This window comes from uncultured Sphingomonas sp. (assembly GCF_964250165.1).
Taxonomy (GTDB): domain Bacteria; phylum Pseudomonadota; class Alphaproteobacteria; order Sphingomonadales; family Sphingomonadaceae; genus Sphingomonas.
Genome location: NZ_CAXUEK010000035.1, coordinates 1 through 12912, shown reverse-complemented (window position 1 = coordinate 12912; position 12912 = coordinate 1). Strand labels below are relative to the sequence as shown.

11 protein-coding genes are annotated in these 12912 nt (G+C 71.5%); 4 read left to right on the top strand and 7 right to left on the bottom strand.

Annotated features, from left to right (window positions below; genetic code table 11):
- Positions 1-48 precede the first annotated feature (48 nt).
- Positions 49-777, bottom strand: a complete 729-nt coding sequence (locus ACFE64_RS08940; RefSeq protein WP_375392116.1) for a phosphatidylserine decarboxylase — start codon at positions 775-777, stop codon at positions 49-51.
- Positions 778-906: 129 nt separating this feature from the next.
- Between ACFE64_RS08940 and ACFE64_RS08935 the strand changes: the two genes are divergently transcribed.
- From ACFE64_RS08935 to ACFE64_RS08925, 3 genes are all read left to right on the top strand, one after another.
- A complete protein-coding gene (locus ACFE64_RS08935; protein ID WP_375392115.1) occupies positions 907-2127 on the top strand; it encodes an NADP-dependent isocitrate dehydrogenase in 1221 nt (406 codons plus the stop codon).
- Between the two features lie 78 nt (positions 2128-2205).
- Positions 2206-2703, top strand: a complete 498-nt coding sequence (locus ACFE64_RS08930; protein ID WP_375392114.1) for a hypothetical protein — start codon at positions 2206-2208, stop codon at positions 2701-2703.
- Positions 2704-2766: 63 nt separating this feature from the next.
- Positions 2767-4533, top strand: a complete 1767-nt coding sequence (locus ACFE64_RS08925; RefSeq protein ID WP_375392113.1) for a cation:proton antiporter — start codon at positions 2767-2769, stop codon at positions 4531-4533.
- Positions 4534-4546: 13 nt separating this feature from the next.
- Here the strand turns inward: ACFE64_RS08925 and alaS are convergent, their stop codons facing one another.
- Genes alaS through ACFE64_RS08910 form a run of 3 tightly spaced genes read right to left on the bottom strand, consistent with a single transcriptional unit; the run spans position 4547 to position 9348 of the window.
- Positions 4547-7204: an alanine--tRNA ligase gene (alaS, locus tag ACFE64_RS08920; RefSeq protein WP_375392112.1), complete on the bottom strand. Its 2658-nt coding sequence runs from the start codon at positions 7202-7204 to the stop codon at positions 4547-4549.
- A gap of 9 nt (positions 7205-7213) precedes the next feature.
- Positions 7214-8110 carry a diacylglycerol/lipid kinase family protein gene (locus ACFE64_RS08915; RefSeq protein WP_375392111.1) on the bottom strand — a complete coding sequence of 299 codons (897 nt, stop codon included), beginning with the start codon at positions 8108-8110 and terminating at the stop codon, positions 7214-7216.
- Positions 8107-9348 carry a M24 family metallopeptidase gene (locus ACFE64_RS08910; protein WP_375392110.1) on the bottom strand — a complete coding sequence of 414 codons (1242 nt, stop codon included), beginning with the start codon at positions 9346-9348 and terminating at the stop codon, positions 8107-8109. The genes ACFE64_RS08915 and ACFE64_RS08910 overlap by 4 nt, the downstream gene beginning before the upstream one ends.
- A 74-nt stretch (positions 9349-9422) precedes the next feature.
- Between ACFE64_RS08910 and ACFE64_RS08905 the strand changes: the two genes are divergently transcribed.
- Positions 9423-10706, top strand: coding sequence for a dicarboxylate/amino acid:cation symporter (locus ACFE64_RS08905; RefSeq protein ID WP_375392109.1), 1284 nt, complete (start codon positions 9423-9425; stop codon positions 10704-10706).
- Here ACFE64_RS08905 and ACFE64_RS08900 read toward each other — a convergent pair.
- The 3 genes from ACFE64_RS08900 to recA all read right to left on the bottom strand — a co-directional run.
- A complete protein-coding gene (locus tag ACFE64_RS08900) occupies positions 10697-11332 on the bottom strand; it encodes a glutathione S-transferase family protein (protein WP_375392108.1) in 636 nt (211 codons plus the stop codon). The two genes, ACFE64_RS08905 and ACFE64_RS08900, sit on opposite strands and share 10 nt — an antisense overlap.
- Positions 11329-12159, bottom strand: a complete 831-nt coding sequence (locus ACFE64_RS08895) for a class I SAM-dependent methyltransferase (RefSeq protein WP_375392107.1) — start codon at positions 12157-12159, stop codon at positions 11329-11331. Before ACFE64_RS08895 ends, ACFE64_RS08900 begins: the two co-directional genes overlap by 4 nt.
- Before the next feature lie 123 nt (positions 12160-12282).
- Positions 12283-12912 (bottom strand): recombinase RecA (recA, locus tag ACFE64_RS08890; RefSeq protein WP_375392106.1); only part of this gene is annotated, 630 nt, incomplete at its 5' end.

The following is a 12912-nucleotide window of genomic DNA, read 5'->3' as shown; positions in this document are numbered from 1 at the left end:
CCCCGTCCCGGGGAGGATTGCAGGAAGCCGCCGCGCTGCCCGCCAATCTCACTGCGCGACCCCGGTCACCGGCACACCACCGATCCGGCCGAGCACCGTCTCGCCGGCGATACTCCGCTGACCCAGCGCGACCTGGCACACGCAATCGTCGGGGAGGAACACGTCCACGCGGCTGCCGAAACGGATCAGGCCGATCCGTTGCCCGCTCGCGACGATGTCGCCCGCCTTGACGAATCCGAGGATCCGTCGCGCCACCAGCCCGGCGATCTGCGTGAACCCGACGCGGCGCCCGTCATGCCCCTCGACGACGAAATACTGCCGCTCGTTTTCCTCCGACGCCTTGTCGAGATCGGCGTTCAGGAAGCGGCCGGCGACATAGACGACCTGCTTCACCGTGCCGGCGATCGGCGTGCGGTTGATATGGACGTCGAAGACCGACATGAAGATCGACACGCGCACCAGCGGCGCGGTGCCCAGCCCGTTGGGTCCGTCCAGCTCGCGCGGCACGGGCACGCGCTGGATCATGGTGATCAGCCCGTCGGCGGGCGCCACGATCAGGCCCGGTCCCTGCGGCGTCGTCCGAACGGGGTCGCGGAAGAAGGCGGCGACCCAGAGCGTCAGCGCGGTGAACGGCCAGAAGAAGCCATCCCACACGATCGTCATCAGCAGCGTCAGACCGATCGCGATCAGGACGTAGCGGAAGCCTTCGGAATGGACGGCGGGGAAGCGCCACTTGACGGTGGTGGTCGCCACGGGCGGCTTGTCGAGCGAGGGCATGTTCCCCAGCGCTTACCCGCGGCGGCGGGCGAGCACAATCGGCGCTGCCCCGGATGAGCCCGCCCTCGCCTTGATCCCCCTCCCCCGACGCCCTAGACGCGCCGCCAATCCCCTCCCGAGGAAGCGAGCATGGCCAAGATTCAGGTGAAGACCCCCGTCGTCGAGATCGATGGCGACGAGATGACGCGGATCATCTGGGAGTGGATCCGCGAGCGCCTGATCAAGCCCTATCTCGCCATCGATCTCGATTATTACGATCTCGGCATCGAGCATCGCGACGCCACCGACGACAAGGTGACGGTGGAGAGCGCGCGCGCGATCCAGCAATATGGCGTCGGCGTAAAATGCGCGACCATCACCCCCGACGAGGCGCGGGTGACCGAGTTCGATCTCAAGCGCATGTGGAAGTCGCCCAACGGCACGATCCGCAACATCCTGGGCGGCGTCGTCTTCCGCGAGCCGATCGTGATCCGCAACGTGCCGCGGCTGATCCCGGGCTGGACGCACCCGATCGTGGTCGGGCGCCATGCCTTCGGCGACCAGTACCGCGCGACCGACTTCCGCGTCCCCGGCCCCGGCAAGCTGACGATGAAGTGGCAGGGCGAGGACGGCCAGGTGATCGAGGAGGAGGTGTTCCAGTTTCCGTCGTCCGGCGTCGCCATGGGCATGTACAATCTGGACGATTCGATCCGCGATTTCGCCCGGGCGTCGCTCAACTACGGCCTGGGCCGCGGCTGGCCCGTCTACCTGTCGACCAAGAACACGATCCTCAAGGCGTATGACGGTCGCTTCAAGGACATCTTCCAGGAGGTGTTCGAGAGCGAGTTCGTTGCCGACTTCAAGGCCAAGAACATCGTCTACGAGCATCGCCTGATCGACGACATGGTCGCCAGCGCGCTGAAATGGTCGGGCGAGTTCGTCTGGGCGTGCAAGAACTATGACGGCGATGTGCAGTCGGACCAGGTGGCGCAGGGCTTCGGCAGCCTCGGCCTGATGACCTCGGTGCTGATGACGCCGGACGGCAAGACGGTGGAGGCGGAGGCCGCGCATGGCACCGTCACCCGTCACTACCGCCAGCACGAGCAGGGCAAGGCGACCTCCACCAACCCGATCGCGTCGATCTTCGCCTGGACCGGCGGCCTGAAATATCGCGGCAAGTTCGACGGGACGCCCGACGTCACCCGCTTCGCCGAGACGCTGGAGCGCGTCTGTATCGAGACGGTGGAGGAGGGGCAGATGACGAAGGACCTCGCCATCCTCATCGGCCCGGACCAGCCCTGGATGACGACCGAGCAGTTCTTCGAGGCGGTGCGCGGCAACCTGGAGGTTGCGATGAGTGCCTGGGCCTGAGCGACGGGCCGAGCCGCGCCAAGGAACCGCGCGGATGCCGGCCGGGTTGGTCGGGTGAACCAGACAAGGAGCACACACATGCGGTTCACCCTCTTCCTGACGACCGCCGCGGTGGCCCTCGCCGGCCCGGCCCTCGCGCAGACCACCACCGGCCAGGTACCGACGCCGGCGCCAAGCCAGACCCCGCCCGCGCCGGCGCCCGGCCAGACGGCAAGCCCCGCTCCAGCCGCGGCTGCCCCCGCCGCCGCGCCGGGCCAGGCGAGCGCTGTCGCGCCCGCCGTCGTCAATCCCGCCGTGGGTGTGAAGGTCTATGATCCGTCCGGCACGGAGGTCGGCACGATCATCGCGATGGACGCGCAGTTCGTCACCGTGAAGACCGCCAGGGGCGAGGTGCGGCTGCCCGTCGCGGGGGTCGGCCCAGGCCCGAACGGCGCCGCCGTCGGGCTCACGGCCGCGCAGCTCGACGCCGCCGTGAGCGCCGCGCAGCCCGCCGCCGGGGCTGCCACGTCCGACGCCGGTGCGACGACGAAGACCACCACGACCACCAAGCGGACGACGCGCACCCACCAGCGCTGAGGCCGCGATCGGCCCGGCAACCGCCGCCGTGACTCGCGTCGCGGCGGCGGTTAGCATGGCGGCATGACGAGCGAGCTGGCCAGCGCCGGGGTGAGCGACGCGCTGGTGATCCTCGGCGCGGCGGGGCTCGTGATCCCCACCTTCGCGCGGTTCCGGATCAGCCCCGTCATCGGCTTCATCCTCGTCGGCGTGCTGGTCGGCCCGTCCGGCCTCGGTGCGCTGGTCGCGCGCGCGCCCTGGCTCTGGTGGGTCACCATCTCCAGCCCGCACGGCATCGAGCCGGTGGCGGAGATGGGCATCGTCCTGCTGCTGTTCACGATCGGGTTGCACCTGTCCTTCCGGCGGCTCTGGGCGATGCGACGGCAGGTGTTCGGGGCCGGCGCGGCCGAGCTGCTCGGCACGGCGCTGGTGATCGGCGTTGCGCTCGCCCTGCTCGGCCGGCCGCTCGCCGGGGCGGCCGCGCTCGGCCTGGCGCTCGCGCTCTCCTCCACCGCGCTGGTGCTGCCGATCACCGGTACGGCAGGCGCGCTCGGCCGCGCGGCCTTCGCCGTGCTGCTGTTCGAGGATCTGGCGCTCGTGCCGATCGTGTTCGCGCTGGGCGCGCTGTCGCCGCACGCCGGCGGCGGTTGGGCCGGCGTCGGCAAGGTCGCGCTGGTCGGCATCGGGACGATCGCGGCGATGTACGCCGGCGGGCGCATCGCCCTGCCGCCGCTGTTCGCGCAGGCCGCGCGCACCCGGAGCCCGGAGCTGTTCCTCGCCGTCTCGCTGCTGGTCGCGATCGCCGCCAGCCTCGTCACCACCGCCGTCGGGCTGTCGCCGATCGTGGGCGCGCTGCTCGCCGGCCTGTTGATCGCCGAGACCGCCTATGCCGAGGAAGTGGAGGCGATTGTCAAGCCGTTCCAGAGCCTCGCGCTCGGCGTCTTCCTCATCACCGTCGGCATGGGGCTGGACCTGGGTCTGCTCGCCGCGCGCTGGCCGCTGCTGCTGGGGGCGCTCGCCGCGGTGGTGCTCGCCAAGGCGACGGTGATGACCGGGCTGCTGCGGCTGGCCGGCAGCCGCTGGGGCATCGCGGCGGAAGGCGGGCTGCTGATGGGCAGCCCCGGCGAAACCACGCTGATCGTGCTCGGCGTCGCGGCGCAGGCGGCGCTGGTCGATCCCGCGGGCGTCGCGTTCTGGCAGGCGGTGACGGCGCTCGGCATGACGCTGACGCCGCTGCTCGCCCGTGCCGGGCAGGCCGCCCGGCGACGCGTGGACGCGGCCGGAACGCTCCCCGACGTCGACGAGCGCGGGCCGGGCACGGTGGTGATCGGCTTCGGCCGGGTCGGGCGGATGGTGGCCGAGATGCTGGCGGCGCACGACCGGCGCTGGCTGGCGGTGGACGCCGACATCGACGGCGTGACCGCCGCGCGCGCCGAGGGCCTGCCGGTCGTCTTCGGCGACGTCGCGCGGGGCGAGCTGGTCGAGCGGCTGCGGCTCGACCGCGCCGACGCGCTGGTGCTGACCATGGACGACGCCGAGCTTTCGGTGCGCCTCGCCCGCCAGGTCCATGCCGCCGCGCCCGGCCTGACGATCATCGCCCGCGCCCGCGACGCCGCGCACGCCGCCCGGCTCTACCGCGCCGGCGTCACCGATGCCGTACCCGAGACGCTGGAAAGCTCGCTGCAGCTGTCCGAAGCCGTGCTGGTCGATCTCGGCCTCGCGATGGGGCCGGTGATCGCGTCCATCCATGCCAAGCGCGACGACCTGCGCCAGATCATCCGCCGGCAGGCGGCGCTCGATCGCGAGCCGCGCATCCGCCGCCTCCGGGGGCGGAGCGGAACACCGGGCTGACCGCGCCCGCCGCTCAGGCCGCGAGCGCCTGATCCGTCAACGCCTGCCGCACCGCCGCGACCGCATCGGCGGCCTTGGCGCCCTCCGGGCCACCGCCCTGCGCCATGTCGGGCCGGCCGCCGCCGCCCTGCCCGCCGAGCGCCGCCACCGCGCGGCGGAGCAGCTCCACCGCGTTCCAGCGCGCGGTCAGGTCGTCGGTGACGCCCACCGCCACCGAGGCGCGGCCGTCGTTCACCGCGACCAGCACCGCGACGCCGGAGCCGAGCCGCTGCTTCGCCTCGTCGACCGCGCCGCGCAGGCCCTTGGCCTCGAAGCCGTCGAGCACCTGGCCGACGAAGCCGACGCCCGCCACCTGTTCCGGGCCGGCCGGCCCCGCGCCGCCGCCGCCCATGGCGAGTGCGTTCCTCGCGTCCGCCAATTCGCGCTCCAGCCGCCGCCGCTCGTCGAGCAGCGCCGCGACGCGGGCGGGTACCTCGTCGGGGGAGGAGCGCAGCGCGGTCGCCGCCTCGCGCAGCTTCTCGTCGCGGCCGGTGAGCCAGACCCGAGCCGCCTCGCCGGTCAGTGCCTCCACCCGCCGCACGCCGCTCGCGACCGCACCCTCGCCGACCACCTTGAACAGGCCGATATCGCCCAGCGCACCGACATGCGTGCCGCCGCACAGCTCGATCGAGTAGGTCCCGTGCGCATCCTCGCCCATCCCGACGACGCGCACCTCGTCGCCGTATTTCTCGCCGAACAGCGCCATCGCGCCCATCCGGATCGCGTCCTCCGGGCTCATCAGCCGTGTCGTCACCGCGCCGTTGCCGCGGATCTGCGCGTTGACGTCGGCTTCCGCCTGCGCCAGCTCGGCCGGGGTCATCGCCACCGGGTGCGATACGTCGAAGCGCAGCCGGTCGGGCGCGACCAGCGAGCCCTTCTGCGCGACATGCTTGCCCAGCCGATCGCGCAGGGCTGCATGGAGCAGGTGCGTGGCCGAATGGTTGGCGCGGATGCGGCTGCGGCGCGCCCGGTCGATCGCGAGCCGCACCGTGTCGCCGACCGCCAGCTCGCCCGCCTCCACCAGCAGGTCGTGGACGAACAGCCGCCCGAGCTGCTTGCCGGTGTCGGTGACGGCGGCGCGCAGCCCCGCCTCCGACGTCACCGTCCCGGTGTCGCCGACCTGACCGCCGCTCTCGGCATAGAAGGGCGTCTGGTTGACGATCAGCTGCACCCGCTCGCCCGGTCCGGCGCGGTCCGCCCGCGCGCCGTCCTTCACCAGCGCCAGCACCTCGGCCTCGCCGATCTCGTTGGCGTAGCCGGTGAACTCGGTCGCGCCGACCGCGTCGGCCAGATCGAACCACAGCTCGTCCGATGCGGTGGCGCCGGAGCCCTTCCACGCCGCCCGCGCCGCACGCTTCTGCTCGGCCATCGCGGTATCGAAGCCGGTGCGGTCGACCTGCATGCCCCGCGCGCGCAGGGCGTCCTCGGTCAGGTCATAGGGGAAGCCATAGGTGTCGTAGAGCCGGAACGCGGTCTCGCCGGCGAGCGTGCCGCCCTCGCCGAGCCCGGTCGTCGCCTCGTCGAGCAGCCGCAGCCCGCGGTCCAGCGTCCGCCGGAACTGCGTCTCCTCCTGCCGCAGCGTCGCCTCGATCATCGGCTGCGCGCGGACCAGCTCGGGATAGGCCGCGCCCATCTCGGCCACCAGCGCCGGCACCAGCCGGTGCATCAGCGGCTCGGCGGCGCCGAGCAGGTGCGCATGGCGCATCGCGCGGCGCATGATGCGGCGGAGCACATAGCCGCGGCCCTCATTGGCCGGCAGCACGCCGTCCGCGACCAGGAAGCCGGCAGACCGCAGATGATCGGCGATCACCCGGTGCGACGCCTTCGCGTCGCCCTGCGCATGGGTGTGGGTCAGCGACTCCGACGCGGCGATCAGCGCCCGGAACGTATCGGTATCGTAATTGTCGTGGACGCCCTGCAGCACCGCCGCCACCCGCTCCAGCCCCATGCCGGTGTCGATCGACTTCTTGGGCAGCTCGGCGACGATGCTGTTGTCCGCCTGCTCATATTGCATGAAGACGAGGTTCCAGATCTCGACGAAGCGGTCGCCGTCCTCGTCGGGCGACCCCGGCGGCCCGCCGGGGATGTGCTCGCCATGATCGTAGAAGATCTCCGAGCACGGCCCGCACGGGCCGCTATCCCCCATCGCCCAGAAATTGTCCTTGGTCGGGATGCGGATGATGCGATGCTCGGGCAGGCCGGCGATCCTGCGCCACAGGTCGAACGCCTCGTCGTCGGTGTGGTAGACGGTGGCGGTCAGCTTGTCGGCCGGCAGCCCCCACTCCTTGGTTAGCAGGTTCCATGCCAGCGTGATCGCGCGCTCCTTGAAGTAATCGCCGAACGAGAAATTGCCGAGCATCTCGAAAAAAGTATGGTGCCGCGCGGTGTAGCCGACATTGTCGAGATCATTGTGCTTGCCGCCCGCGCGCACGCATTTCTGGGACGAGGTGGCGGTCGAATAGGGTCGCGCCTCCAGCCCGGTGAAGACGTTCTTGAACGGGACCATCCCGGCGTTGACGAACATCAGCGTCGGGTCGTTCTGCGGCACCAGCGGCGCAGAGGGCACGATCTGGTGCCCCTCGCGCCCGAAATAGTCGAGAAAGCCGCGGCGGATGTCGTTGGTCGAGATCATGTCCGCGACTTAGGCCGTCGCGCCGTCCCCCTCAAGCGGAGCCACGACGCCGAGCGCGCCGGGTTCCACCGTGAAGCGCAGCGGCAACGGGAGGCGCGTCACTTCGCCGTCGAGCGCGACGGCGACGCTTGCCGGATGGCCGTCGACCGTCAGTTCGGCCGTGTCGCCGATCAGGGCGAAGTCGCGCTGCGGATCGGCGCGGCCCATCACCGTGCGCAGCGCGAAGCCGACCAGGTCGCGCCGCCGCTTGGCCGCCACCGCGAAGACGCAGAGCACGCCGTCGTCCAGCGCCTCGCGCGCGCCGAGCCGGCCGGCGTCGAGCGCATAGCGGTTGTTGCCGACGAACAGCAGCGGGGTGAGCACCGGCTGCTCGCGGCCGGCGAGCGTGAGGCGCAGGCGGTGGTGGCGCAGCCGCTTCAGCACGGCCCAGGTCGCGGGCAGCGTCGCCAGCCATTTCGGCGCGTCGCGCCGGTCCCGTTCCTCGACCAGCTCGGGATAGGCGCCGATCGAGGCGTTGTTGACGAAGGCGCGGCCATTGGCGCGGGCGAGATCGATGCGACGGATCGGCCGCGCGGCGATCAGCTTCGCCGCCGCGCCGAGATCGAGCGGCACGCCCAATTCGCGCGCCAGGTGATTGCGCGTGCCGAGCGGCAGGATCCCGAGGGCCGCGCCGCCCCTGGCCAGCTCGCCCGCCGCGCTACCCAGCGTCCCGTCGCCGCCGCCGACCACCACCAGCGCCCGATCCGCCAGCGCGGCCGCGGCGGCGCCGATCGCCTCGCCGGGCAGCATCCTCACCTCGACCGACAGGCCGGCCGCCGCAAAGGCCTTTTCCACCTCGCCCGCACATCGATCCCCCAGCCCGCGCGCGGTGCCGCCGCCGGCGTTGACCAGGACCGGGACGCTCACACCGGGTGATCGAGCGAAACGGGCGGGGTCGAGAACCAGCGCGGGCCGGCGTCGGTCATGTGGAAGCAATCCTCCAGCCGCACGCCGAACTTGCCGGGCAGATAGAGCCCGGGCTCGTCGGAGAAGCACATCCCCGGCGCGAGCGGCGTCGTCTCGCCGCGGACCAGATTGACGGGCTCGTGCCCGTCCAGCCCGATGCCGTGCCCCGTGCGGTGCGAGAGCCCCGGCAGCCGGTAGTCGGGGCCATAGCCCAGCCCGGTGTAGAAGCGCCGGACCGCGGCATCCACCTCGCCCGCCGGCGTGCCGACCCGGGCGGCGGCCAAGGCGACCTGCTGGCCGTGGCGCACCTGCTCCCAGACGGTGCGCTGCTGCTGCGTGGCGACGCCGTTCACCCAGGTCCGCGAGACGTCGGACTGATAGCCTTCCACCGTGCAGCCGCAGTCCATCAGCACCACCTGCCCGGCGGCGACCCGGTGGACCTCCTTCGAGCCGTGCGGATAGGCGGCGGCCTCGCCGATCAGCACCAGCGCGAACTCGGGCGCGCCACCGAGCTTGACGGTGGCGGCGTTCATCAGCGCGCTCACGTCGGGACCGGTCATTCCCGCCTCGACGCGCGGATAGGTCCAGCGATAGGCGGCGATCGTCACGTCGGTCGCGAGCTGCATCAGCGCCAGCTCGGCCGGCGTCTTGATCATGCGGCAGCCGCGCACGACCGGATTGGCCGAGGCGAGCGCGGGACGGCCGAGCTGCTGCGCCAGCCCGTCGGCGATGAAGAAGCGCGTCGTCTCCTCGATGCCGACGGATCCCGCCAGCCGGCGGTCGCGGAGCCACCCGGCCGCGACGGCGAAGGCGCTGCCGTCCTCCTGCCACACCCGCACCTCGGCCGGGACCGCGAGCGATTCGCGCACCGACGGCTCCTCGAAGAAGGGCGTGACAATGCACGGCTCGCCCTCGACCGGCAGGAGGGCGAGCGTCGGGCGTTCGGAGCGGCTCCAGCGCACGCCGGTGAAGTAGATCATCGACGAGCCCGGCTCGATCGCCACCGCGGCGAGGCCCGCCCGGCGCATCAGCGCCTGCGCGCGGGCAAGCCGCCGCGCCCGCTCGGCCGCGTCGATCGGCCGGGCGGCCGTCGTCATGTCCCGGAGCCCCGCCAGGTCCGGCGCGGCGGCGCGGAGCAACCCCGGATCGGCCAGGAACGGTGCGGCCGTGGCGGCCTGGAGCAGCTGGCGGCGGTTCATCGCCGGCCGTTTGGGCGCTTGACCGCGCTCCCGCAATCCCCTTGGCTCCCGCTCCTGTCGAGCGGGAGCGTTGCATGGCCAAGCGGCTGACCTGGTTCATCCTGTTGGGGTTGGTGGCGGGCATCGCGGTGGGACTGACGATCCACGGCGCGGTCGACGACGGGAGCAAGGCGGCGGCGGACCGGCTGACGGAGATCGCCGGCTATTTCTCGATCCTGACCCAGCTGTTCCTGCGGCTCATCAAGATGATCATCGCGCCGCTGGTGTTTTCGACGCTGGTGGTCGGCATCGCGCATATGGGCGACACCTCGGCGCTGGGCCGGGTGGGGCTGCGCAGCGTCGGCTGGTTCGTGGGGGCGAGCCTGGTTTCGCTGACGCTGGGGCTGGTGCTGGTGCACCTGACGCAGGGACTGATGGCGGCGATCGGCGTGGCGCCGATGCGGCTGGTGCCGCCGCCGGGCGCCGCGACGGGCCTCGACCAATCGGGCTTCGATCTCGCCAAGTTCGTGACGCATGTCGTGCCGGCCTCGATCGTCGACGCCATGGCGCAGAACGAGATCCTGCAGATCGTCGTCTTCTCGCTGTTCCTGGGCTTGGCGATCACCGCGGTGGGCGAGCCGGCGCGGCCGCTGGTGCGCGCGACGGAGGCGCTGGCGCAGGTGATGCTGCGGGTGACCAACTACGTCATGCGCTTCGCCCCGGTGGCGGTGTTCGCGGCGGTGACGGCGACGCTGGCCGAGCGCGGCGTGGGCGTGATCGGCGATCTCGCCTGGTTCATGGGCTCCTTCTATCTGGGGCTGGCGGTGCTGTGGGCGGTGCTGATCGGCGCGGGCTTCCTGTTCGTGGGCAGCCGGATAGCGGAGCTGGTGCGGCTGATCGGCTCGCCGCTGCTGCTCGCCTTCACCACGGCCTCCTCCGAAGCCGCCTATCCGCGGACGCTGGAGGCGCTGGAGCGGTTCGGCGTGCCGAACCGGATCGCCAGCTTCGTGCTGCCGCTGGGCTATTCGTTCAATCTCGACGGGTCGATGATGTACATGACGTTCGCGTCGCTGTTCATCGCCCACGCCTATGGCATCGACCTCAGCCTGGGGCAGCAGATCACGATGCTGCTGGTGCTGATGGTCACCTCCAAGGGCATCGCCGGGGTACCGCGCGCGTCGCTGGTAGTGATCGCGGCGACGCTGCCCCTGTTCCACATCCCGGAGGCGGGGCTGCTGCTGATCCTGGCGGTGGATCATTTCCTCGACATGGGCCGATCGGCGACCAACGTCATCGGCAACGCGGTGGCGGCCAGCGTCGTGGCGACCTGGGAAGGCCCGCTGACCCCGCAGCCGCCCGCCGCGGCGCTTCAGGCATAGGCGTAGGGACCGCCCTTCGCGAGCGCGGTGCGGTAGGCCGGGCGGGCGTGGATCGTCTCGAGCCACGCGATCGTCGCGGGCCGGCTCGCGTCGAGCCCGGCGCGGCTGCGGGCGGCCTCCAGCGGGAAGCTCATCATCACGTCCGCCGCGGTGAGCTGGTCGCCGGCGAACCAGGGCCGCTGCTTCAGCTCGGCTTCGATATAGTCGAGATGGACGTCGATCATCGGCTGGATGCGCTTCTGCGCGGCCTTGCCGAACAGCGGGATGCGGTTCAGCACCAGCTTGACGAGGAGCGGCGGCATCAGCGAGCCTTCGGCATAGTGCAGCCAGAAGCGGTACCGCAGCGCCGCGTCGCGGTGCGGCGGGGGCCCGAGCCGGCCGTCGGCCTTTTCGACCAGATATTCGACGATCGCGCCGGTCTCCGCGACGGTGCGGCCGTTCTCGTCGGTGTCCTCGATCACCGGCGACTTGCCGAGCGGGTGGACGCGGCGGAGCTCGGGCGGGGCGAGCATCGTCTTGGGGTTCCGCTCGTAGCGCCTGACCTCGTACGGCAGGCCGAGTTCCTCCAGCATCCACAGCACGCGCTGCGAGCGGGAGTTTTCCAGGTGATGGACGATGATGGTCATGCGTGGGCGCTCCAGATCCAGGCGGCGGCAGCGAAGCTGACCTGCTCGCCGTCGCGGTGTTCGGTCAATGCCGCGGTGAGGCGGGCGATCAGCAGCAGCTGCTCGTCTGCCGGCACGGCCTTGATCGCCGCCGACACGGGGCCGACGCGGCGGAAGAAGGTCGCGGCGTCGGCGACCGCGGCGGGGCCGCTGCCGGCGACATAGCGATAGTCCACCGGTTCCGGCGCGGCCGCCGTCCAGCCGGCCCCCGCGAGCATGGCGGCCGTGCGATCAGGGTCCGCGAAGGCGAACGGACCGGGAGCATAGCCCGGCGGCGACGCATACGGTCCTCCGATCATCGTCGCGGCGAGCGCGCCGGCCCAGGGGTTGAGCGCGGCACTGCGGAAGCAGGAGAAGACGAGCCGCGCGCCGGGGGCGGCGGCGGCGCGGAGGGCGGCGAAGGTCTCCGCCGGGTGATCGTAGAACATCACGCCGTGGCGGGAGAACAGCAGGTCCGCGCCGGCGGGCGCGTGGGGATCGGCCGCCACGTCCGCGACGGCGAAGCGCAGATTGGGCAGGTCGCGGCCGCGCTCGGCGGCGATGCGGACCAGCTCGGGCGAGATGTCGACACCCAGGACGGTCAGGTCGGGCCGTGCGGCGGCGAGCGCGATGCTGGTCTGCCCCGCTCCGCAGCCGAGATCGACCGCCCTGCCCAGTCCCGCAGGGGCGGCGGCAAGAACCGCAGCATCGAGCCGCGGCGACAGCCCGGCGAAGCTGCGGTCGGTGCGCACCCACTCCGCCGCCCAGACGTCGCCGACCGCGGCCGCCCACTCCGCGCCGGTGGTCATGCGACCACACCGGCCGTTCGAAACTTCACGAAGATCACCTGCATCCTGCCTTGCAAACACGAAAGGCCCGCCATCGCTGGCGGGCCTCCCGGATGCGCGTCGGCGCGACAGGCGCAGCCTGGATCAGAGATCGTCTTCCGCGTCGGGGCCGCTCATCATCTCCTCGGCCACCTTTTCGGTGCGGGCGCGGATCGCGCGCTCCAGCCGCGCGGCGAGCTCCGGATTCTCGCGCAGATAGGTCTTGGCGTTCTCGCGGCCCTGGCCGATCCGGATCGAATCGTAGCTGAACCACGCGCCCGCCTTCTCGACCAGCCCCGCCTTGACGCCGAGATCGAGCACCTCGCCGATCTTGGAGATGCCCTCGCCATACATGATGTCGAACTCAACCTGCTTGAACGGCGGCGCGACCTTGTTCTTCACGACCTTCACGCGGGTGGCGTTGCCGACGATGTCTTCGCGATCCTTGATCTGCCCGGTGCGGCGAATGTCGAGGCGGACCGAGGCGTAGAACTTCAGCGCGTTGCCACCCGTCGTCGTCTCCGGGTTGCCGTACATCACGCCGATCTTCATGCGCAGCTGATTGATGAAGATCACCATGCAGCGCGAGCGGCTGATCGAGCCCGTCAGCTTGCGCAGCGACTGCGACATGAGGCGCGCCTGCAGGCCGACATGGCTGTCGCCCATCTCGCCCTCGATCTCGGCGCGCGGCACCAGCGCCGCGACCGAATCGATCACCAGCACGTCGATCGCGTT

Bases quoted from the DNA above. Each gene is read 5' to 3' on its own strand.
- ACFE64_RS08940 (WP_375392116.1), bottom strand. From the start codon at position 777: ATGCCCTCGCTCGACAAGCCGCCCGTGGCGACCACCACCGTCAAGTGG.
- ACFE64_RS08935 (WP_375392115.1), top strand. From the start codon at position 907: ATGGCCAAGATTCAGGTGAAGACCCCCGTCGTCGAGATCGATGGCGAC.
- ACFE64_RS08930 (WP_375392114.1), top strand. From the start codon at position 2,206: ATGCGGTTCACCCTCTTCCTGACGACCGCCGCGGTGGCCCTCGCCGGC.
- ACFE64_RS08925 (WP_375392113.1), top strand. From the start codon at position 2,767: ATGACGAGCGAGCTGGCCAGCGCCGGGGTGAGCGACGCGCTGGTGATC.
- alaS (WP_375392112.1), bottom strand. From the start codon at position 7,204: ATGATCTCGACCAACGACATCCGCCGCGGCTTTCTCGACTATTTCGGG.
- ACFE64_RS08910 (WP_375392110.1), bottom strand. From the start codon at position 9,348: ATGAACCGCCGCCAGCTGCTCCAGGCCGCCACGGCCGCACCGTTCCTG.
- ACFE64_RS08905 (WP_375392109.1), top strand. From the start codon at position 9,423: ATGGCCAAGCGGCTGACCTGGTTCATCCTGTTGGGGTTGGTGGCGGGC.
- ACFE64_RS08900 (WP_375392108.1), bottom strand. From the start codon at position 11,332: ATGACCATCATCGTCCATCACCTGGAAAACTCCCGCTCGCAGCGCGTG.
- ACFE64_RS08895 (WP_375392107.1), bottom strand. From the start codon at position 12,159: ATGACCACCGGCGCGGAGTGGGCGGCCGCGGTCGGCGACGTCTGGGCG.